Genomic DNA, 20504 nt, shown 5'->3' with positions numbered 1-20504 from the left:
AGGCGTGCGTGTTGATTTGAATGGTGACATGGGCGAGTCTTTCGGCTCGTGGTCGATGGGGGACGATGCCGCGCTGCTGCAGCACGTGAGTTCGGCCAATATTGCGTGCGGTTTCCACGCGGGGGACCCCTCGCATATGCGCGCCACGGCCCGCGCCGCGGTTGAAGCCGGCGTTGCGGTGGGTGCGCATGTCGCGTACCGGGATTTGGCTGGCTTTGGCCGCCGGTTCATGGATGTTTCCCCGGGGGAACTCGCGGATGATGTTTTGTATCAGATCGGTGCGTTGGATGCGATGGTGCGTGCCGCTGGCGGGAAGCTCACGTATGTGAAGCCGCACGGCGCGCTGTATAACACGATTGCGCATCATGAGCAGCAGGCGCGTGCAGTGATCGATGGGGTGCGCGCTTTCTCCGCTGACGTGGCGGTTTTGTTGTTGCCGGGTTCGGTCGCGTTGGATATTGCCGCGCAGAAGGGTGTGCGTGGTGTGGGGGAGGCCTTTGCCGACCGCGGCTATACGCCGGAGGGCCGGCTGGTGTCCCGCCGCGAGCCGGGGGCTGTGATCCATGATGCGCAGGCCGTGGTTGAGCGGGTGGTGGATTGGGCACGCACGGGTGAATTCACTGCCGTGGATGGTTCGCGGGTTCAGGTTGCGGCGGAGTCGCTGTGCCTGCACGGCGATACCCCGGGCGCTGTCGAGATCGCGGCGAAGGTCCGCGCCGGGCTCACCGAGGCCGGCGTGAAGATCGAGGCGTTCGCATGACTAGCTCCGGTGCTAGCCCAGACGCTGTGGCCCGCCCGCGGATGCTGCGGGTGGGGTTCTCGGGCTTGCTGCTGGAGTTTGATGACACGGCCTCCCGGATGGCGTGGAACCGCGAGATCCAGCGCGAGCCCGTGCACGGCATGGTCGATGCGGTCATGGCGGCTGAGTCGATCCTGTTGACGTTTGTTGACCCGGTTTCATTGATGCTCGCCGGGGTAAGCTTGCAGGGCCGGGAACCGGAGCCCTTGGAAGCCGATGCCGCGCGGCTGGTCACGATCCCGGTGGTCTATGACGGCGAGGACCTCGCCCACGCCGCCGAACTTGCCGGTATGAGCGTGGATGCGTTGATCGACGCGCACACCCGCATTGATTGGCTCGCCGATTTTGCCGGATTCGCGCCGGGATTCATGTATCTCAAGCCGCGCGAACTCAACGGCGCACCCGTGATCGAGGTTCCACGCCGAGATTCCCCACGGACCCGTGTCCCAGAAGGATCAGTCGCGTTGGCTGGGCAACAGAGCGCGGTCTATCCGCAACCGACACCCGGCGGCTGGCAACTCATCGGCTCCACTACCGAACGCATGTGGGATGTTTCCCGTGAGCAGCCCTCGCTGCTGGTCCCCGGCGACACCGTCCGCTTCGAGGCCGTCCGCGAACACGCGTCCGCGAGCGAAACGCGCGGCGCTGACGCCGGCGTTGAGGGTGCCGGTGCCGAGGATGCTGTGGCGCGCATCGTGGTGGATGCCCCGGGGCCGCAGGCTTTGATTCAGGACGTGGGCCGGCCAGCGGTCGGTTCGCTGGGTGCGGGGCAGGCTGGCGCGGCTGACGTGTGGGGGCTTGCGGAGGCGAATAACGCGGTGGGCAACCACGCCGGTGCCGCCGCGATCGAGTTCCTGCTCGGTAACGCGAAGTTCACGGCCCGTGACGATGTGACGCTTGCGCTCGGCGGCGCCGTCGGGCCCGCGCAGATCATGCAGGGTGGCGCATCGTCTGGTGAATCGCCGGATGCTGGGCCGCCACCTGATGGTTCGCCGGCGACAGAGGCGCCTGTGGGGGAGGCGTTCGAACTCGCGGCGGGGGAGAGCCTGCACATCGGCTTCACTCCAGAAGGGGTGCGCGGCTACCTCGCGGTCAAGGGTGGCTTCATAGCCGAAGAGGTTCTGGGATCGCGCTCGACTGACACGCTTTCGGGGCTAGGCCCCGCCCCACTCGCCGCAGGCGATGTGCTCGGTGTGCTCGCGGGAGAAGGCGACGGCGGGCCGAATGCAGACCCAGCACCAGACCCCGCCGCCACAGCAGTCCACACCGTTGAGGTGATCGAGCCGATCGATTATCCGGTCGCCGGCGAGGTCACGGTTCTGCGGTATTCGCCGGGCCCACGCGATGATTGGTTCGGGCCCGAGGGGCTTGAGCATCTAGAAGAGACTGTGTGGGAGGTTTCCACGGATTCGAACCGTGTGGGAGCGCGCCTGAAACCGGCAGAGGATGCCCAGCCGCTCAAGCGCGTGCGTTCAGGCGAGCTGGCGACCGAAGGCATGGTCACGGGCGCACTTCAGGTGCCACCGAATGGTGAGCCGGTGCTGTTCCTGGCCGACCACCCGGTCACGGGCGGCTATCCGGTGATCGGCGTGGTGATCGAGGCCGATATCCGCCTCGCCGCCCAACTACCCCCGGGCGCGCTAGTTCAATTCGAGAGGGTTTGACAGTGGCTGGATACGGCGTTTCAGCGGCGGCGTCCGCGGCCGCGCGCTTGCGGGAGTTGATCGCCGCCGGGCAGATGCCGCCGGGGCATCAGCTGCGGGAGGTCGCGTTGGCGGCCGAACTCGATGTTTCACGCAACACGCTGCGTGAAGCGTTCACCGCGCTCGCCGGGGAGGGCCTTGTTGAACGGATACGGAACCGCGGCGTGTTCGTTGCGGTCCCGAAAGCCGACGATGTGCGCCGCATCTTCGCCGCCCGCAGGCTCATGGAGCCTGCCGCGCTCGCGTGGGGCGAGTTCGATTCCGGGCAGCTGGATACGCTACGCATGCATGCCGAACGCGCGGAACTTGCCCAACGCTGGGGGGACCTGGACGGGATGGCGGCCGAAAACCAGGCGTTCCAGACGGTGCTGATGCTCGCTGGCGGCTCAGATATTCTGAATGGCCTCATGGGGCGGATCCAGGCGGCGATGCGGTTGCTTTTCGATTCGATGTCCGCCGTCCCGGCCTTCCATGCCTTGTATGTTCAAGGGCACCGAAAAGTAGCCGAGCTACTCGATGCGGGGGAGCCTTTCGGTGCGGCCCAAGCGTGGCGTGAAGTGCTTGCGAACGCAGAAGCAGAACTCCTCAAGCACCTCACCGCCTAGCTGACCACTTGAGCGTCGTGCGAATGCCGGCGCCCGGCCACGCGAGCCTAGCTTTGGTAGTAGCCGACCTCTTCCAGCTCGGCGCTCGGCAGCTCGACGGCTTCGGGGCTGGCTGGGTCGATGACCATGCCCATCCCAGGTTTCACGGTGGTGCGCAGGCTGGTGAGCGGCACCATCACGGAGCCGGCGTCAGGGTTGTGCCGGAACACCTCAAGCGTTGAGGAGAACACCGGCAGGATCATCTCGCCGGTCTCTTTATTCTTCATGAACGCAACGCCCTCGCGTTCACCCTCACCGGTTTTCTGCGTCATCAAGACCACCTCGCCCTCACCCATGAGGGCCTGGACCGCGTCGTCGTGGCCTGCAAGCACCGCGGCACGTAACCGGCCGTTGCGTAGAGGGAACTGCATGGTTTCGTCTTCGGGACGGATCAGCATCCCGGTGTCCATCGGGTCCACCACAATCCCGGTGATGCCGCTTGCGCCAAAGCTGGTGTCTTTGAACGCGATCTCTGCGAGCTCATCCCCGTACAGGCCCGCGAACTCGGGCACCTCGTCGTCGGGGCGGATCTGCGTCCACAGGCTGCGTGCCTCCTCTTCGGAGAACGCGGCCTCCACCACCCGCAGCTCCTCGAAGCCGTGCGCAACCAGCTGGGTCACAGCCCCCGATGCGCTACGGGCCGCCACCGGAACGTAGAGCTTGGTGCCAAAAAAGTCGGAAACGAACGCGAGCAGAGTGTCCCCGTTGGGGCCCTGATCGTAGGCGATATAAGAACGCAACAGCGCCCCGCCCGGCTGGTCCTTCTCCGGGCGCGGGAACTTCTCTTGATGCGCGATCGCGGCCTCGCTACGGGTATCGCTCATCCGCGGCTGGCTCGGGTTGTTCTCGCCGGGGTTCTGATGGCCGGGGTTCTGATGGCTGTGCTCGTGATCGTGCGTGTGGCTCATGTCCCCAGTATCTCGCACGGGTGGCAGCATCTCGCACAGCTGGCAGCATCTTGCATCGCTGGCGGTGGGTTCCGGGGCGGCAGGAACGATAAGGTTGCACGTAGCAGTAGTGCTATGGCCGTGATGCCGCGTCGGTGGTGTGGCTGGCTTAGATGTTTGGGGCGAGGGGAGCGCAACTCATGAGCTGTGATGATCATGCTGTGTCCCCGGCTGAGCTGGATCAGATTTCACCGGTCGCCCAGGACTATGTCAAGGAGATTTGGGCATCCATCGAGTGGGGTGGGGAACCCATCTCCACGTCCATGTTGGCCTCGCGTTTCCAAACCTCGGCCCCCAACGTGTCTGAGACGTTGCGCCGTTTGGCGAGGCAGGGTCTCATCACGTACGAGCCGTATAAGCCCGTGGCGCTCACGGGGAAGGGGCGCGCGGTTGCGCTCATGATGGTGCGCCGCCACCGCCTCATCGAGACCTACCTCGTCGAATCGCTCGGCTACACGTGGGACGAAGTGCACGAGGACGCCGAACGCCTCGAGCACGCCGCATCGGCGCGGTTCGTGGACCGGATCGACGCCCTACTCGGGCATCCACGCATGGACCCTCACGGGGACCCGATCCCCGGCGCGGACCTCACGATGCCGCCCATGGATGACGTCGCAGCGCTCGCTGAGCTGGGCCCGGGCATGTATGAGGTGGTGCGCATCGCTGACGATGACCCGCAGGTTCTGCGCAGGCTGGAATCGGTGGGTGTCCAGCCGGGTGCCCGCGTCGAGATCAACGATGCGGGAGCCGGCATCGCCGCAGACGGTTCCACATTGTCGGAGGCAGAGCTCACGGCGATGTATGCGCGCCCGCTGCCCGCCGCACATTAGTTCACACTCGAGCGGATGAGGGTTACGGTTCCTTGCCCGGCCCCGTCTTTCCCGCCGCCTTTGCCGCTCCAGGCGATGCTGACTTTCTGGCCGGGTTCCAGCGGCGCTAAGGCGCGTTTGAGGTCGGTGTAGCTTTCGATGGTTTTGCCGTTGAGCTTCGTGATCCGGTCGCCTTTTTTGATGCCGAGCGCCGGTAGCGGCGAATCTTCGAGGAAACTTTCGATGATGAGCCCGGGTGCGCGGGGATTGGGTTTTTCGTCGGTGCGGATCGTGATGCCGAAGGCAGCCGGCCGGCCGATCACGGTGCCGTCTCCGCCGTTTCCGTCGAGGATGCGCTGGGTTTCATCGATCACGGTGTTGATAGGGATCGCGTAACCATAAACCATGCGAGCGTTGGGGCCTTCGGAAGCGGCGACGGTCATACCAACCACGCGGCCATCGCGGTTCATCATCGCCCCACCCGAATAGCCCTGGACCACGTCGGCGCTGGTGGCCAGCAGGTTCTTGAGGGAACCACCCGGCACTGAGCCTTGGGCACGGGTGCTGATGTTGACGCTGAGGTCCGTGATCCTGCCGTAGAGCTGCTGAAGCACGCCTTTGGCTCCGCCGTTACCGATCACGGTGACGCGCATACCGAGCGTGACTTTTTCGTCGTAGCGGGTTGCGATGGTGCGCAGGTTGGAGGCGTTGTTGAGTTTGAGGACCGCGATGTCTTTGAGCGCGTTATGCCCCACGAGTGTGGCTTCGTAGCGTTTCTTTGTGTGGGTGTCTTGGACTGTGATCCCGCTGGAGCCTTGCACCACGTGGTAGTTGGTGATGACGTAGCCGTCCGGTGTCGCGATGAGCCCAGTCCCGCCGCCGGCGAGATAGCCGGGCATGGTGGATTCAACGATGACGAGCCCCGGTACGCCCTTATTCAGTACCGTGCCTTCTTTGATGGGGCCGGTTTCGCGGGGTTCTGGGCCTTTAGGTTCAGGTGGGAAACGAACCGTGGGCGGCTTGGCCTCGCTGAGGCTTTTCGCGAGGTTCCCCGGCTGAGCGGGGACGGCGGCTTCGCCTTGCGCTCCCGGATCAGGCTTTTGTTGCCCTGGCTGTTGCTGTGTGGTGTCAGGCCCGGGGTTACTGATGGTGGATGGGTCCAGCACGATGCTGGGCACCAGCCACGCGGTGATCGCCAGCATGACCACCAAGAGGGCCGCGATGTTGCTTCCGACACGGCCTCGCCTGCGCGCCGGACGCCCGCGGTGAGGCCCGGGGAAGCCTGGATGCTGGCCGTAAGCAGAACCGTGCGGATAAGCAGGGCTGTGACCGTAAGCGGCGTTGTGAGAATAGGCAGGGTGCTGCGGCGCGCGCATGTAAGGGGCGAGCTGCGGGGCGCCACCAGGTGGCGGTGCGTCCCCAAAGACCGGGTGCATGCTTGCCCTCCTACATTGTCGCTTACGTTTATGTGCGTGTTGGCGCGAGCGTGCCTGTTTGGGTTAAAGCCTACTTGCGGGTGCTTTCGTGGGCACGCACAATTTCGTCGATGAGGCGCGCTGCCGTGCGGGCGGTACGGTTATCCACATCCAGGCTCGGGTTGAGTTCGGCCACATCGAGGTGCACGAGTTTCTTGGTGCGCGCCGCGGTGAGGGCCGCGGCGTGGACCGTGGGCAGATCAACACCGTAGGCGGCCGGCGCTGAAACCCCGGGAGCGGTCGCGGCAGGCAACACATCGAGGTCGATTGTGAGATAGAGGTAATCGACGCTACTGCTGAAATCGCGGATGAAACCGGTGACTTCCTCACGGTGGCCGCATTCGGTATCGAGCAGGAACTCAGCACCCATCGCTTTAGCCTGCCGGAACAAAGTAGTGGTGTTGGACGCGGGGCTGATACCTACGACGCCGTAGTGCAGCGCCCTACCCGCAGCGGCTTCCGCTTGATACATCTGGAGGAAACCCGTCCCCGACGTGGGCCGTTCAGCCTCCCGCAGGTCGAAATGGGCATCCAGGTTGAGCACCCCGAGCGTGAACGGCTCCCCGCCATGCACTCGGGCCAGGTGGTCAGCCACCCCCAGATAGCTCGCATACGCGATCTCGTGGCCACCACCCAACCCCACCGTGAAATGGCCAGCGTCCAGAAGCTCCGCGACGCGCTCGCCGAAAGCCGCCTGACCGCTCTCAAGGTCGCTGTTAGTGACGTTGATGTTCCCGGCGTCGTATCTCGGGTAGTTCGGTTGGCCGGACTTAGGGTGCACCGCCATCGAGGCGAGCATCTCGCGGAGTTTCTGCGGTCCTTCCGCGGCACCCACGCGGCCCTGATTACGCCTCACCCCCTCATCCGATGCGAACCCGAGCAACACGGTGCCGGGTTCTACCACGCCGGGCTCTACCAAGCCAGGTTCTTCAGCGCCGGGCGCCCCGGAACCGGGCGGTAGGGTACTGCCCGGCGCTACTGTGCCCGGCGCATCGTGCATGTGGAGCGGCTGGATGGTGGAGTGCCAGCGGGCGTGTTCGGGGCCGTCACCGTCGATGCGGCCGGTCCACGGCTGCGGAGGGATGTGGAACATCGTGACCTGCTCTCTGTATTGACCGACACAGTGGGTTGGCTGACTCAGCGGTTGGCTGACTCACTGGCTGGTTGACTCAGTGGACGGCCTGCTTGTAGGCGGACGGTTGATGGGTGGGCGGTTTATTCTTCCCAGTTGTAGTCCCAGCGGTCGCGCAGTACGCCGTTGGGGTCGCGGACCATGACTTGGTGGCCGTCGGTGTGGAGGCGGTGCATGGATTCGTGGATCATGCGCACACTGATTCGGTCGGCGGAACCGACGCGGGAGACGTCGAGGGTCACGGGTTCCTCGCCGACCGGGAGGGCGGCAAGGGTACGCATGACGCGTTCGGCAGACGAGAACCGCAGCGGGCCTTGGATTTCCACATGGAGTTCGGGGCCGTCGCCTTGGTCGTGGCGGGCCACGGAACGGACCGTGGATTCGCCGGTGGGTGGTAGCGACATGATGTGCAGGCCCAGATCTTGAGACAAGCGCGTGAACGCTTGCAGGCCGCGCACGGAGTTGCCGTAGGTGTCTAGCCGCGGCGAGAACGTCGCGAGCGATGCCTGGCCCGGCAGCACGCCGACGATGCCGCCGGAGACCCCGGATTTAGCGGGGATGCCGACGTCGGTCATCCAGTCGCCTGAGGCGTCATACATTCCGCAGGTCGACATCACGGACAGCACGCGTTGGGCGGTGTCTTCGCTGACCACACGTTCTTGGGTTATGGGGTTGATCCCGCCGTTGCCAAGCGTCATGCCCATCACGGCGAGGTCGTGCGGGGTGACTTTAAGGGAGCAGACTTTGGTGTAGCCGTCCACAACATCGTGCGGTGGCAGCGTGAAGTGCCCGGTTGAACGCACAAGATAGGCGAGCGAGAGGTTGCGCCACGCGTTGGCCATCTCCGATTCATAGACGGGTATGTCCGGTTCGAGATCACGCCCTGCAAAGCGGGACATCCCGAGGCGCACGTTCTCGTAGCGTTCCGCACGTGTGAGGCTGATTGGCCCAGTTAGTGCGTAGGTGGTGATCGCGCCGATGTTGATCATCGGGTTGCTGGGCTTACCCGTTTTAGCGTCAACGGAAGCGGAGTTGAACGCGTCACCGGACGGCTCCACGCCCACGTGCTCTTCGACCCCATCGGGCCCGAGGTGTTCAACAGCGAGCGCGTAAGCGAAAGGTTTAGCGGCGGATTGCAGCGAGAATTCATGCTGATAATCGCCGACCTCATACACGGTGCCGTCATCCATGCACAACGCGATACCGAACGTGTTGGGGTTCGCGTTGGCGAGTTCGGGGATGTAGCCGGCGACTTCGCCGTCGTCGATGCAGGACTCCATGATGTCGTGGAGGTAATCCGGTACGGGGGTACGCATGGTGTCTAAGCTAGCAGTTGTGCAGTGTCAGCGGATCTGCAGTGGCGTGTGCGGCGGCGAAGGGCGTGTAGGTGACGGAACAAGTTGATGGCGGCGCGGTGTGGGAGCCGGGGGATCCAGACACGATCGTATTGGGGGATAACCTCGAGGTCTTGCGGCAGCTACCGGATGAGAGTTTCCGGCTGATCTATGTGGACCCGCCGTTCAATACGGGCCGTAAGCAGACCAGGCAGTCGCTGCGTACTCAGCGAGCGGGTGCGGATGAGGTGGGGGACCGCGTCGGTTTTGGAGGGCATTCGTATGTGACCTTACGTGGGGCGGCGTTGGCTTATGACGATGCGTTTGCGCAGTATTGGGATTCTCTGGGCCCGCGCCTGGCGGAAGCGTACCGGTTGTTGAGCCCGGATGGGACGTTGTATGTGCACCTGGATTACCGGGAGGTGCATTACGCGAAGGTTCTATTGGATGGCTTGTTCGGGCGTGAGGGGTTCCTGAACGAGATCATTTGGGCTTATGACTATGGGGCGCGCACCACTAAACGGTGGCCCGCTAAGCACGACAACATCCTGGTGTATGTCAAGGATCCGTCGCGGTACTGGTTTGATTCCGATGAGGTTGACCGTGAACCGTATATGGCGCCTGGGCTGGTGACTAAGGAGAAGCGGGAACGCGGGAAGCTACCTACTGACGTGTGGTGGCACACGATCGTCTCTCCGATGGGTAAAGAGAAAACGGGGTATCCCACGCAGAAGCCGTTGGGTGTTTTGCGGCGTATTGTCGCGGCGAGCTCCAAGCCGGGCGATACGGTTCTGGATTTCTTTGGCGGTTCCGGAACGACGGGCGCTGCGGCGCGGGAGTTGGGCCGGAAGTTCTTGTTGGTTGACCAGAATCCGGAAGCGATCGAAGTGATGCGCAAGCGGCTCGTGGACACCGCTGAGGAAGGCGCGGTACGCATCGTGACCCTGGACGATTTTTAAGCTATGCGCACCCCAAGAAGTATGGCCGTTTGCTGAGCTGAAGATAGGTCTGAACTTACAAATATCCCCAGATTTTCGCCCCTGTCCGAGATCACGGACACGCCTGGCGTTATGCCTGTTTCGGGTGCTATAGATGATGGCTGTGCTGCGAACTTTTGTGAAGGGGAACAACTGTGGCGATCTCTAAACGCCTTGCTGGCGCGATTACCGCTGGCGTATTGATTGGTGGGGTGGCATTCGGCGGAATCGCCATTGCCGTTTCGAATGGGAACTCGCCTGCTGCGAACACGCAGAAGGCTGACGCTCAGCCGTCGGAGAATGATCTGGTTGAGGCCAAGGAAACACTGGCGGAGGAGACTTCCGCTGAGGAAGCCTCCGAGGCCCAGGCTCAGCGCACCGAGGCGAAGAAGAGCCCGGATGCCGCCGATGATGCCAAGGACGGCGACGCGGCGGAGGGTTCTGAGAAGGCCACTGGGGAAAAGGCTGAGAAAAAGTCTGAGGGCAACGCTGCGAAGAAGTCTGATGAACCGCAGTCGAGTGCCGGTACAACCCAGCAGTCTACGAGCAAGCCGAAGGCCCAGCGTGGCGCTACATGCGATGCGGCTGAGGGTAAGTCTGCGGTAGCTGCCGCGCAGAAGAAGCTCGATAACGCACGTGCGGCGCAGAACTCGCACCAGGTTGCTGTGGGGGCCGCGCAGAAGAGCGCGCAGCAGGCCATCAAGGACGAGAAGCTGGGTACCGCTGGTTTCTTCCGTTGGCTTGGTGCTCAAAAGAACGATGCTGACGCGAATCGCGCTTACCAGTTGCTGACCACCGGCGGGTACACGGACGCCAAAGGCAAGAAGCACAACTTCAACAACAAGACCGACCAAGCGGGCAAGTTCCTCGCAAAGACCGAGCTGAATAAGCCAGGTGACGCCACGACCTTGAAGAACCTCAAGGCCACGTTGCGGCACATCGACCGTGGTAACGCGTTGCGCAGTAGCGACGAGGTCTTCCCGGGCGGGGGTAGCCTGAAGATCAATTCACTGTTGATGGCGGGTTCCCAGGTTCAGACCAACGCCTCCCACGCGCATATGGGCCACCGGGGCCACATCGTCCCTGCCGAGAACCTTTCGTGGGGAAGCAGTGACCCGTTCAAGGGCTGGTACAGCAAGGAAAAAGAGCTGTACAAGAAGAAGAAGAAGGCTGCGTTCCACGACGTCGGCCACTACCTGAACCTCACGGACCGTCGGTACACGGTGACGGGCTTCGCGGTTGTCGATAAGCCGGGAACCACCTACCGCATCGCTCACGGCCAGGTTTTCGACACCAAGAACTACATGAACGCTGACCGCAACGCACCGTCCTACACCACGGGCGAGTACGCCGTGCTGATCTCCGCGTACGAGAACTATCTTGTCAGCGGCAAGGGCAAGGTCGCTGAAGCTCAGAAGGCACTGAACGCGGCTCAGGCCGATGTGGCTGCCGCAGAGAAGTCCCTCAAGGCGGCCAAGGCAGCGGCTTCGAAGGGTTGCTAGTGGTTCGGAGGACTGCTAGCGGTTCTGAGAGCGCTAAAGATTTCGAGGGGTGCCAGATAAGCGCAGAGTCTGCTGGAATATTGAAGACCTATATGTAGGGCTTCGAGAGGGCTTCCAGCATGTCTATGAGTTTTGAACACACCACCTTGGGGCAGCGTGTGCTGTTCGGTACGGGCCAGGCCGCCGAACACTTGGCGGCCGAGCTTGAACGGTTGGGCGCGTTCCGCCCTATGGTGATCGCCGGCGAATTCGAAACCGAACTCGCTAAGGCAGCAACCGCTAAGGTCACCCCCGCCGTGTGGTGGGACGAGGTGGTGATGCACGTTCCGGTTGAGGTTGCTGAACGTGCACGCGCCGCGGCCGGTGAGGCGGATGCGGATGTTCTGGTTTCGGTGGGTGGCGGCTCCACGACGGGGCTTGCGAAGGCTGTCGCGTTGACCACCGGGATCCCTGTGATCGCGATCCCGACCACGTATGCAGGTTCTGAGGCGACCAACGTGTGGGGGCTGACCGAGGACCGCACCAAGACCACGGGTGTGGACGAAAAGGTTCTGCCGGTCACGGTCATCTATGACGCCGAGCTGTCTAAGACGCTGCCGGTGGAGATGTCAGTCGCGTCAGGTTTGAACGGTATGGCTCACTGCGTGGATTCATTGTGGGCACCGCGCACTGACCCGATCAACCAGGCGCTCGCGCTTGAAGGTGCGCGTGCGTTGGCGTTGGCTCTGCGTGGGATTGTGGCCGATGCCGATGACATGGATGCGCGCGAGCAGGCCCTCTACGGCTGTTATTTGGCGGCGGTGTCTTTCGCTGGTGCGGGTTCTGGTCTGCATCACAAGATCTGCCACGTGCTGGGTGGCACGTTCGATCTGCCGCATGCCCAAACCCACGCGACCGTGTTGCCGTATGTTTTGGGGCTCAACGCCCCAGCGGTGCCGCAGCTCGCTGGCCGCTTGGCGGCTGCACTCGGCGGGGAAGTATCTAGTGACCCGGCTGCTGCCGCGGTGAATGCTCTGCGTGAGTTGTATGAGGCAGTGAATGCGCCGACCCGTTTGGCTGACTACGGCTTCACAGCAGAAGGCATTCCGGAGGCCGTGGAGCGCGTGCTCAAGGCGGCCCCGGCATCGAACCCTGTGGCTGTAACCGAACAGAACATGACCGAGCTTCTGACCGCGGCCCTAAACGGCGACCGCACCCAGAGTGAGGCGGCCGAGCTGTCCGGCGGTGGTGTGGTGCTACGTCATTTCCGAGCTGACGATGTAGACGATCTTTTAGCCACATGCCAAGACCCTGCGGTGGTCGAGTGGACGCGGGTGCCGCTGGACTATACCCGCGAGATGGCGCTGGAATGGTGCACCCAGTCGCCGGGAACGCGTTGGGTTATCACCGTCCCCGACGGGCCAGAGTGCGGCCGGTTGATGGGGCAGATCGAGCTACGAGTCCACAACGAGCATTATGTTTCTTTGGGCTACATGACCGCCCCGTGGGCGCGTGGACGCGGCCTCATGACGGAGGCGGTCCGGTTGGTGACGGCATGGGCTCTGGAGCGCGGGGCCGCCCGGGTCGAACTGTGTGTTCACCCGGGCAACCGCGCCTCCCGCAGGGTCGCAGAAAAAGCCGGACTCACTTACGAAGGCGTTCGCCGCAACGGCGAAGTTCTGCGCGGTGACGTCCGCGACCTAGCTGTGTACTCCGCGATCCCCTAAGAGCCCGCGGCCGCGAGCCGGTTGGCGTGCAGCCGCCGTTGCCTCAGGCAGGCCTACTGTTCGGCGTCGAATTCGGCGAGGGCCTCTTTCGCGGTCTTGAAAGCGACGTTGGCGGCCGGTACCGAGCAGTAGATCGCGGTCTGCAACAGGATTTCCTTGATCTCCTCGACGGTGACCCCGTTGCGGCGGGCGGCCTTCACGTGCATCGCGAGCTCTTCCCAGTAACCGCCTGCGACCATCGCGGTCAGGGTCACGGCCGAACGCATGCGCCGATCCAGGCCAGGGCGGGTCCAGATCGTGCCCCACGCATACTTGCTGATGAGGTCCTGGAAGTCCTCGCTGAACTCGTCCTTATTCGCGTTCGCGCGGTCCACGTGCGCATCGGAGAGCACCTCGCGGCGCACCTTCATGCCGTTATCGAAAACCTCCTGCAACGTCGCGTCACCGTTCGTCGCCACGCCATCCTGGGCCGCGCCACCGTTGGATGCCGCACCGTTCTTGCCGGAGCTGAGGAAGTGCTCGCGCAGGGCGGCCGCGGTCTCTTCCGGCTTCTCGAGTGGTGCCTGGTGGGCGGCGTCGTCGATGATCACCGCGGTAGCGTTCGGGACGTTGGCGGCGATGAATTCGATGTCTTCCGGTGGGCACACCGGGTCCACCGCGCCACCCATAGCGAGAACCGGGATCTTGATCTGACCCAAACGGTCACGCACGTCGTAGCCGGCCAAACCGAGGCATGTGTATGCGTAGGAGAACCGGTCAGCGTTCTGCAGGGTGTGCAGCAGGTTGGTGGTCCGCTCCGGATGCTCCTCGATGAAGCCTGGGGCGAACCAGCGCTGCGCGGAACCGGTCACCATCGTCGGGGTCCCGGCCCTAGAAACCAGGTCGGCGCGTTCCTGCCACGCTTCGGCGGTGCCGAGCTTAGCTGCCGAGCAGATCGGTGCGACCGCAGCGAACTTATCGCCGTGCTTCAGGGCGAGCTCGAGCGCAACCGCGCCGGAGACGGAAACCCCGGCGAAGAAAACCTTCCGGCCGCTAGCGGCCTGTTCGGCGATGATCTCAGCGGCGGCGTCCCCGAGTTCTTCGAGGGTGAATTCGTCCGATGCAGCAGGTGAGCGGCCGTGCCCTGGCAGATCGTAGCCGATCACTTCGAAATCGGTAGCGAGTTCTTCGGCACACAGGTTCCAGAGCGCCTCGACGCCCGTACCTAGACCCGGCCCTACCAACAGGAGGGGCTTGTTTTCGTCGGCTTCGGTGAGTTGGACGGCAACGATGTTCGGTGCACTCATGAATGACTCCAGTCAATATAGGTCGAGGTGATCTGGTCAACGAGCGTGGCGGCATCCCCCGTATAGGCCGAAGGGTCCAGCAAGTTGTTCAGTTCTGATTCGGTCACAACTTCCGCCGGCAACTCCGCCAGCAAGAGAGGTTTCAGTTGGGTTTCCCCGGCCGCACCTTCGGTGAGTGCGCGCGAGATCAGCCCCTGCAGGTACTTCTTGCCTTGCCCCGCATCGGCAACACCGCGCTCTTCGAGCCGCGGCGCAAGATGCGCGACCATGCGTTCGGTCGCCAGAAGCTCACCGTGGCGGGCCAAGTTCTGTGTCATACGGTCCGGGAAAACACGCAGGCCAGAGACCAGCTCGTGCGTCTTCTCTACTGCCGCACCACTGGTGCGCACGAGTCCACGCAGCGCCTCCCATTCGGTGTGCCAGCCGCCATCGGCGCGTTCCTCCACGTTGGCGACCGCCCCGGTATAGACCTGGGCGAGCAGCTGCGGGGCGGTGAGGGCCGCGTTCTTGATGAGCACGGACAAAACCGGGTTCTGCTTATGCGGCATCGCTGAGGAGATCCCGCGGCCGGCGGCGAGAGGCTCGCCGAGCTCGCCGTTCTCGCTACGCACGCTGATCAGCACGTCGTTGGCGATCTTGCCGCACGCAGCCGCAACCTGCGCGAACGAGTCCGCCTGCACCAGAACCGGTACCCGGTTCGCTTGCCACGGAGGCGGGTTCTGCAGACCCAGCTTGTTCGCGAGGTCAGCCACCAGCTCATCCGCAGTGACGGTGCTGTTGGTGCGGGTCAGGAAGTCTTGGAGGGAGGCCCGGGTGCCTGCGGCACCGCCCCATTGCAGGGCGGTTTGTGTCAGTGTTTGTTCGAGGTTCTGGCCTGCTTGGGCGAGGGCTTGGAGCCAGTGGGTGACCCGCCAACCGAAGGTCGCCGGTAGCGAGTGTTGGGTCAGAGAGCGGGCCACCATCGGGGTGTCCCGGTACTCGTGGGCTAAGCTCACGAGCGCGGCCGCCGCACTCTTGACCGTCGCCAACGTCTGCTCTCCGGCACGCTTGATGATCAGCATCATCGCGGTGTCCATGATGTCTTGGCTCGTGGCGCCAATGTGGATGCTCGATGCCGCCGCCGGGTTCGTTTCCGCTACGTTGGCTCGGTAGGCGCCCAGCAGGGGGATGAGCGGGTTGCCGCCGCCCACACCTTCAGCGGCGATCGCGGCTAGATCGTAATCGTCAGCGTTAGCGGCGTCGGTGATCGCACCGAGGTGTTCCTGCGGGATGAGCCCCGCCTCAGCCAGCACGGCAGACCACGCGTGTTCGACATCGAGCAGTGCCTGGATGAACGCGTGATCACTCGTGATCGCGGCCGCCTGGCTGCCGGCCCACGCGGGGCTGAGCACTCCGTAATCGCCGTGCAGCACGCGCATCACTCCTCATATCAGGTAGCTCGTATTGGGAGCTGGTTGATTACTTCTAACACTAGTATGTCCGCCCACGGCAGACGTAGGCGGACAGTACTAGTGTTTATTCGAGGCCCCGGTTTACTATGGCCCCGGCTTTATTGGAACCCGGAGGCAGTGTTACTTACCGGCGGCAGTGTTTTTACCGCGGCAGTGTCTCTTACCGGGGGAGCGGGGTTCTAGTTTTCGTTGACCGGGTATTCGATACCTGGGAACTGGAAGAACACCGTTTCCTTCTCACCCTGCAAGTGGATGTCGAAGTGCAAGGACCCGTCCTCGCCGCGGGTGGCGATGAGGGTCTTGCGACGCTCCTCATCCAGGGACTGCAACACCGGGTCATTCGCGAGCGCTTCCTCATCTTCTGGCAGGTAGACGCGGGTGTGCAGCTTGTTCAGCAGCCCGCGCGCGAACACGACAACCGCAATGAAAGCGGCCTTGCCTTCTTCGGTAGGGCCAGGGTTCACGGTCGAGAACGTGTAGGTTCCGACGTTATCGACAATTCCGCGACCCCAACCAGTGAACGTGAAGCCATCACGCACCAGCGAGCCGTCCTTCTGCACAATGTTGCCGTCCTCGTCGGCCTGCCAGATCTCCAGCATCGCGTCCGGAATCGGGTCGCCCGCGCCGTCGTAAACCGTGCCCGTCAGGCGCACAGCCTTAGCGTGGCCCGGCGGAACAAGGTTCTGGCCATCCCACCACGGCAAGTGAACCTGCTCGTGAGGGTGGGCGTAACCGAAGAACGGGCCAATCGTCTGGCCAGGGGTTGGTACAAGCTTCTCTTTAGGCATGGTCTTCTCCGTCCTCCATCCAGGTCCGGTTGGAACCGGTAAGGATGATGTCCCATTGGTATCCGGTGTTCCATTCGTGGCTGGTCACGGAGTGGTCATAGTTAGCGACCAGGCGGTCGCGAGCCTTCTGGTCAGTGATCGCCTGATAGATCGGGTCCAGCGAGAACAGCGGATCCCCCGGGAAGTACATCTGGGTGATCATGCGCTGCGTGAAGTCCGTACCGAACAGCGAGAAATGCACGTGCGCCGGACGCCACGCGTTGTGGTGGTTCTTCCACGGATACGGTGCCGGCTTGATGGTCGTGAACTCGTACGAGCCGTCCTGGCCGGTGATGGCGCGGCCGATGCCGGTGAAGTTAGGGTCGATCGGCGCCGGATGCTGATCCCGCTTGTGCACGTAACGGCCCGCAGCGTTGGCCTGCCAGATTTCGATGAGCTGGCCACGCACCGGGCGGCCGTCGCCATCGAGGACCTTGCCGCGGATCTTGATGCGCTCGCCGATAGGTTCGCCGTTGCCCTGGATGGTGAGGTCGGCTTCGAGCGGGTGAACGTCGCGGTGGCCGAACGCCGGGGACCACAGTTCGATGGTTTCCGGGTCAGCGTGGTGCATGTTCTTGGTTGGGTGGCGCAGCAGCGAGGACCGGTACGGCGGGAAGTTCACCCGCGGCTGGGTTTCTTCCTTGGCCGGGTCTGCCTTTTTGGCGGCCTCGTAGCTGGCGTGGATGTCTGCCATCTCTTGGCTGATCTGCTCTTGCGAGTCGCTGGAGGCCAGCGGGTCAAGCACGGGCAAGTTTTCCTCTGCCATGTTTTGCTCCTTCTCTCGTCTTAATTCCAGACCGTAAGCGGTGAGCCTGGGGCGTGGATTTAGTCTTCGTGTGGCCAGCCGGTGTAGGACTCTGCGAGGTAGGCCTGCCCGTACTTGGAGCTGACGACGGTGTTCAGCTCGCCGAGTGCACGCTTGGCTTCGAACGGGTTGGCGTCCTTGCGGGTGTGCAGCATCTGGGTCATCCAGAACGAGAAGTTCTGGGCCTTCCATACGCGCTTGAGTGCCTTCTCGGAGTAGCCTTCCAGGCCTTCGTTGTTGCCGTCGATGAAGTAGGCCTTCAAGGCGTCGAAGAGCACGCGGACGTCAGCGAAGGCGAGGTTGAGGCCCTTCGCGCCGGTTGGTGGGACGGTGTGCCCGGCGTCGCCGGCGAGGAACATGTTGCCGTAACGCATCGGCTCGCATACGTAGGAGCGGAACTTCAGAACGACCTTTTCGAAGATCGGGCCGCGCTTGAGCTGGAAGCCGTCCGGGCCGTCAACGCGGCGCTGTAGTTCAGCCCAGATGCGTTCCTCATCCCATTCGTCCACGTTCTCTTCTGGGTCGCACTGGAAGTACATGCGCTGAACTTCTTCGTTGCGCTGGGAGATCAGGGCGAAGCCGTGTGGGGAGTTCGCGTAGATCAGCTCTGGTGCGCTCGGTGGGGCTTCGGTGAGGATGCCGAACCAAGCGAACGGGTACTCGATGAAGTTATCGGTGCGTTTCTCTTGCGGGATGGACCACTTGCAGATGCCCTGCGAGCCGTCGGTGCCGACCAGGATGTCGCAGTGGATCTCGTGTTCGCCGCCCTCGCTGTCGGTGTAGCGGATCTTAGGGGTGTCCGTCAGGTGATCGAGGACCTCGGTGACCTCGCACGAGAAACGGACGTCGCCGCCATCGCGCTTGCGGGCTGCAGCCAGGTCAACGAAAACCTCGTTCTGCGGGTAGAGCCACACGGTCGCGTCGATGAGTTCTTTGAAGTTGATGCGGTGGGAGACCCCGCCGAAGCGCAGGTCGATGCCTTCGTGCTCGTAACCGTGGGTCTTCACGCGGGAGTCCACGCCGGTTTCGGTCAGCATCTTCACGGCACCGGTTTCGAGAATGCCGGCGCGGTGGGTGTTGGCGATGGTCTCGTGATCGCGTTTTTCGATCACGATGTTCTCGATGCCCTGCTGGGAGAGCAGGTGGGAGAGCATGAGGCCGGCTGGGCCGCCACCTACGATGCCGACTTTGGTTTTCTCAATGGTTGGTGCCACGAAGTTAGCTCCTGAAAATAACGGAAGAGTGGGAGATTCAGATCTGCGCGGGCCAAGTAGTGGCTCCGGGCAGTGTGTTTCTGTAGTTCTACTAGTGTGATCTAGTAGACACAAACTTCAATAGTTGTTTTCATTGAATGAGAATTCGTGTGGGTCGTTATGGGTCGTTACGGGTTGTCTTCTGGTTCCGGTGCCGATATCGCGCGGGTCAGGCCGCGGCTCGCCGCCAAAAGCACGGGTACGAGTGCGGCGCGTTGTTCGAAATCGATGGGAAACACAACACCGATGGACGCGATCACCTTGGAGCGCTCACGCCCGGTGAGCGCCGCGAAGACGGGCACGGCTGCGCCCGCGGTGTCGTGGTCCACCATGCCGTCCAGTTGCGCGTAACCGCGTTGGCGGATCGCCGCCAACGTGCTGCGCAGGTTCCCGGTATTCGAGTACGCGATGTTTCCGGCCTCCGGATGCTGTTGCACGTAGGCGTCGATGACGGCCGAAGGCTGGAATGCCAGCATCGACAGCCCGAGCGAGACCTGATGGATCGGCATGCGGCCCGCGATGGTGGCCTGGTTGACCACCGAGTTACGGGAGGACAACCGCTCCAAAACGAGCACCTCATCGCCATCCAACACCGCTAGCTGGGTGTGCTGGCGGAACACCGCCTGGACGTCATCGAGGAAAGGCATCGCCGCAACCCGCAAGTCACGCGCGGGTGAGGAACGGGAAGCCAGCTCCCACAGCCGCATTCCGAGGCTGATGTTGCCGTCCGCGTCTTTGCGCAACAGGTCCGCGGCACACATCTGATTGACCAGCCGGTAGCACGTAGCCAGGGGGATCTCGGAGCGGTTGGCTAGGGACGCGACCGAGAGCAAGGAGCGGTCCGCATCGAAAGCAGAGAGGATCCGGATGATCCTCTCCAGCATCGAATCCCCGGAGGGAGAATTAGCCATGCTTTGTAGGCCTAGTGGCCGAACTCGTCGGCGTCGAGGCGTGGGGGATCGTTGCGGTTGAGGGCGTCGATCGCCTCGATCTCAGCGGGGGTCAGTTCAAAGTTGAGGGCGGCCAGGTTCTCTGCTTGGCGTTCCGGGTTGGATGAACGTGGGACGGCGATGCGGCCTTGCTGCAGGTGCCAGCGCAGAATCACTTGGGCGGGGCTCTTGCCGTGTTCTTGCCCGATGCGAGTCAGCGTTGCGTCTTCCAGTAGCTCGCCACCTCGCCCGAGGGGCGAGTAGGCCGCAGTCAGCACGTTGTGCTCGGTGTTGAATTCCTGGATCTCGGTCTGAGCGCCGTACGGGTTGACGGAAATCTGGTTCACCTGCGGAGCCAGGCCCGCATCGAGCACTTTCTGCAGGTGGTGTGGCTTGAAGTTGGAGACACCCCAGTTGCGGATTTTGCCTTCCGTTCGGAGGTCTTCGAGGCCCTGGCAGGCTTCAACGTAGCGGTCCTGGTCCGGGTTGGGCCAGTGCACCAGGTACAGGTCGACAGTGTCGACGCCCAGGCGGGAGAGGGTGCCTTCGAGTGCTTGGCGGACTTCACTGCGGCCGTGCCATTTCTTCTGGAACTTGGTGGTCAGATAGACCTCGTCCCGGTCGAGGCCGCTCGCGCGCAGGCCTGCCCCTACTGCTTCTTCGTTTTCGTAGGCTTCGGCAGTGTCGATGTGCCGGTAGCCGAGCTCGAGGGCGTGGCGGACCGCTTCAGTGGCTTCCGCGCCTTGGAGCGGCCACGTTCCGAACGCGAGCGCGGGGATCAATGTTCCGTTGGCGGTGGTCAATTCCATGAGAGGGCCTCCGTTCGCGTGTGCCTCGGTTCACTTTCGATCATAAAGGCCGAACCCAGAGCGAGAACAGGGTGCTTATCCCGGATCGATGTAGTCTGAGGCTGGATTCGTGCACC

At 63.2% G+C, this 20504-nt stretch carries 18 protein-coding genes; 7 read left to right on the top strand and 11 right to left on the bottom strand.

The window, feature by feature from the left end; all coding sequences use genetic code 11:
• Positions 1-4 precede the first annotated feature (4 nt).
• Genes MHJ63_RS07525 through MHJ63_RS07515 form a run of 3 tightly spaced genes read left to right on the top strand, consistent with a single transcriptional unit; the run spans position 5 to position 3107 of the window.
• Entirely contained in the window at positions 5-760 is a 756-nt protein-coding gene (locus MHJ63_RS07525) for a LamB/YcsF family protein (RefSeq protein ID WP_338110386.1), read from the top strand.
• Positions 757-2463 (top strand): 5-oxoprolinase subunit B/C family protein, encoded by a 1707-nt coding sequence (locus MHJ63_RS07520; protein ID WP_239446828.1) that lies wholly within the window; start codon positions 757-759, stop codon positions 2461-2463. The genes MHJ63_RS07525 and MHJ63_RS07520 overlap by 4 nt, the downstream gene beginning before the upstream one ends.
• 2 nt (positions 2464-2465) lie before the next feature.
• On the top strand, positions 2466-3107 hold the full coding sequence (locus MHJ63_RS07515; RefSeq protein WP_218078891.1) for a GntR family transcriptional regulator: 642 nt from the start codon (positions 2466-2468) through the stop codon (positions 3105-3107).
• A gap of 47 nt (positions 3108-3154) precedes the next feature.
• On the opposite strand, the gene MHJ63_RS07510 is transcribed toward MHJ63_RS07515, so the two are convergent.
• On the bottom strand, positions 3155-4054 hold the full coding sequence (locus MHJ63_RS07510) for an SseB family protein (RefSeq protein WP_239446826.1): 900 nt from the start codon (positions 4052-4054) through the stop codon (positions 3155-3157).
• A gap of 179 nt (positions 4055-4233) precedes the next feature.
• Between MHJ63_RS07510 and MHJ63_RS07505 the strand changes: the two genes are divergently transcribed.
• Entirely contained in the window at positions 4234-4923 is a 690-nt protein-coding gene (locus MHJ63_RS07505; protein ID WP_239446825.1) for a metal-dependent transcriptional regulator, read from the top strand.
• On the opposite strand, the gene MHJ63_RS07500 is transcribed toward MHJ63_RS07505, so the two are convergent.
• From MHJ63_RS07500 to glsA, 3 genes are all read right to left on the bottom strand, one after another.
• On the bottom strand, positions 4920-6338 hold the full coding sequence (locus tag MHJ63_RS07500; RefSeq protein WP_239446824.1) for a S1C family serine protease: 1419 nt from the start codon (positions 6336-6338) through the stop codon (positions 4920-4922). The two genes, MHJ63_RS07505 and MHJ63_RS07500, sit on opposite strands and share 4 nt — an antisense overlap.
• 70 nt (positions 6339-6408) lie before the next feature.
• A complete protein-coding gene (gene hutG, locus MHJ63_RS07495) occupies positions 6409-7470 on the bottom strand; it encodes a formimidoylglutamase (protein ID WP_239446823.1) in 1062 nt (353 codons plus the stop codon).
• 122 nt (positions 7471-7592) lie between these two features.
• Positions 7593-8825 carry a glutaminase A gene (gene glsA / locus MHJ63_RS07490; RefSeq protein ID WP_239446821.1) on the bottom strand — a complete coding sequence of 411 codons (1233 nt, stop codon included), beginning with the start codon at positions 8823-8825 and terminating at the stop codon, positions 7593-7595.
• Between the two features lie 71 nt (positions 8826-8896).
• On the opposite strand from glsA, the gene MHJ63_RS07485 reads away from it, so the two are divergent.
• The 3 genes from MHJ63_RS07485 to MHJ63_RS07475 all read left to right on the top strand — a co-directional run bounded on the left by MHJ63_RS07485 (position 8897) and on the right by MHJ63_RS07475 (position 13028).
• A complete protein-coding gene (locus tag MHJ63_RS07485) occupies positions 8897-9802 on the top strand; it encodes a DNA-methyltransferase (RefSeq protein ID WP_239446818.1) in 906 nt (301 codons plus the stop codon).
• A gap of 173 nt (positions 9803-9975) precedes the next feature.
• A complete protein-coding gene (locus MHJ63_RS10065; RefSeq protein ID WP_239446817.1) occupies positions 9976-11322 on the top strand; it encodes a CAP domain-containing protein in 1347 nt (448 codons plus the stop codon).
• 119 nt (positions 11323-11441) lie between these two features.
• Complete coding sequence (locus MHJ63_RS07475) at positions 11442-13028, top strand: GNAT family N-acetyltransferase (protein ID WP_338110385.1); 1587 nt, start codon at positions 11442-11444, stop codon at positions 13026-13028.
• Positions 13029-13081: 53 nt separating this feature from the next.
• Here MHJ63_RS07475 and pcaDC read toward each other — a convergent pair whose 3' ends face one another.
• The 7 genes from pcaDC to MHJ63_RS07430 form a co-directional block, all read right to left on the bottom strand.
• Positions 13082-14314, bottom strand: a complete 1233-nt coding sequence (gene pcaDC, locus MHJ63_RS10135) for a bifunctional 3-oxoadipate enol-lactonase/4-carboxymuconolactone decarboxylase PcaDC (RefSeq protein WP_477742913.1) — start codon at positions 14312-14314, stop codon at positions 13082-13084.
• On the bottom strand, positions 14311-15732 hold the full coding sequence (locus tag MHJ63_RS07455) for a lyase family protein (protein WP_239446814.1): 1422 nt from the start codon (positions 15730-15732) through the stop codon (positions 14311-14313). Before MHJ63_RS07455 ends, pcaDC begins: the two co-directional genes overlap by 4 nt.
• 212 nt (positions 15733-15944) lie before the next feature.
• Positions 15945-16553: a protocatechuate 3,4-dioxygenase subunit alpha gene (pcaG, locus tag MHJ63_RS07450; protein ID WP_035755806.1), complete on the bottom strand. Its 609-nt coding sequence runs from the start codon at positions 16551-16553 to the stop codon at positions 15945-15947.
• Positions 16546-17358: a protocatechuate 3,4-dioxygenase subunit beta gene (gene pcaH / locus MHJ63_RS07445; RefSeq protein WP_035755809.1), complete on the bottom strand. Its 813-nt coding sequence runs from the start codon at positions 17356-17358 to the stop codon at positions 16546-16548. Before pcaH ends, pcaG begins: the two co-directional genes overlap by 8 nt.
• Positions 17359-17417: 59 nt before the next feature.
• Complete coding sequence (locus tag MHJ63_RS07440; protein WP_338110384.1) at positions 17418-18611, bottom strand: 4-hydroxybenzoate 3-monooxygenase; 1194 nt, start codon at positions 18609-18611, stop codon at positions 17418-17420.
• Between the two features lie 167 nt (positions 18612-18778).
• Entirely contained in the window at positions 18779-19561 is a 783-nt protein-coding gene (locus MHJ63_RS07435; RefSeq protein WP_239446809.1) for an IclR family transcriptional regulator, read from the bottom strand.
• A gap of 11 nt (positions 19562-19572) precedes the next feature.
• Positions 19573-20388 (bottom strand): aldo/keto reductase, encoded by an 816-nt coding sequence (locus tag MHJ63_RS07430; RefSeq protein WP_239446808.1) that lies wholly within the window; start codon positions 20386-20388, stop codon positions 19573-19575.
• Between the last annotated feature and the right edge of the window lie 116 nt (positions 20389-20504).

It is taken from the genome of Pseudoglutamicibacter albus (assembly GCF_022346425.1).
GTDB classification, from domain to species: domain Bacteria; phylum Actinomycetota; class Actinomycetes; order Actinomycetales; family Micrococcaceae; genus Pseudoglutamicibacter; species Pseudoglutamicibacter albus.
The sequence above is the reverse complement of the archived record's forward strand: the minus strand, read 5'-3'. Positions and strand labels throughout refer to the sequence as shown.

Bases quoted from the DNA above. Each gene is read 5' to 3' on its own strand.
- pcaH (WP_035755809.1), bottom strand. From the start codon at position 17,358: ATGGCAGAGGAAAACTTGCCCGTGCTTGACCCGCTGGCCTCCAGCGAC.
- hutG (WP_239446823.1), bottom strand. From the start codon at position 7,470: ATGTTCCACATCCCTCCGCAGCCGTGGACCGGCCGCATCGACGGTGAC.
- pcaG (WP_035755806.1), bottom strand. From the start codon at position 16,553: ATGCCTAAAGAGAAGCTTGTACCAACCCCTGGCCAGACGATTGGCCCG.
- MHJ63_RS07430 (WP_239446808.1), bottom strand. From the start codon at position 20,388: ATGGAATTGACCACCGCCAACGGAACATTGATCCCCGCGCTCGCGTTC.
- MHJ63_RS07505 (WP_239446825.1), top strand. From the start codon at position 4,234: ATGAGCTGTGATGATCATGCTGTGTCCCCGGCTGAGCTGGATCAGATT.
- MHJ63_RS07435 (WP_239446809.1), bottom strand. From the start codon at position 19,561: ATGGCTAATTCTCCCTCCGGGGATTCGATGCTGGAGAGGATCATCCGG.
- MHJ63_RS07475 (WP_338110385.1), top strand. From the start codon at position 11,442: ATGTCTATGAGTTTTGAACACACCACCTTGGGGCAGCGTGTGCTGTTC.
- MHJ63_RS07455 (WP_239446814.1), bottom strand. From the start codon at position 15,732: ATGCGCGTGCTGCACGGCGATTACGGAGTGCTCAGCCCCGCGTGGGCC.
- MHJ63_RS07520 (WP_239446828.1), top strand. From the start codon at position 757: ATGACTAGCTCCGGTGCTAGCCCAGACGCTGTGGCCCGCCCGCGGATG.
- MHJ63_RS07510 (WP_239446826.1), bottom strand. From the start codon at position 4,054: ATGAGCCACACGCACGATCACGAGCACAGCCATCAGAACCCCGGCCAT.
- glsA (WP_239446821.1), bottom strand. From the start codon at position 8,825: ATGCGTACCCCCGTACCGGATTACCTCCACGACATCATGGAGTCCTGC.
- pcaDC (WP_477742913.1), bottom strand. From the start codon at position 14,314: ATGAGTGCACCGAACATCGTTGCCGTCCAACTCACCGAAGCCGACGAA.
- MHJ63_RS07500 (WP_239446824.1), bottom strand. From the start codon at position 6,338: ATGCACCCGGTCTTTGGGGACGCACCGCCACCTGGTGGCGCCCCGCAG.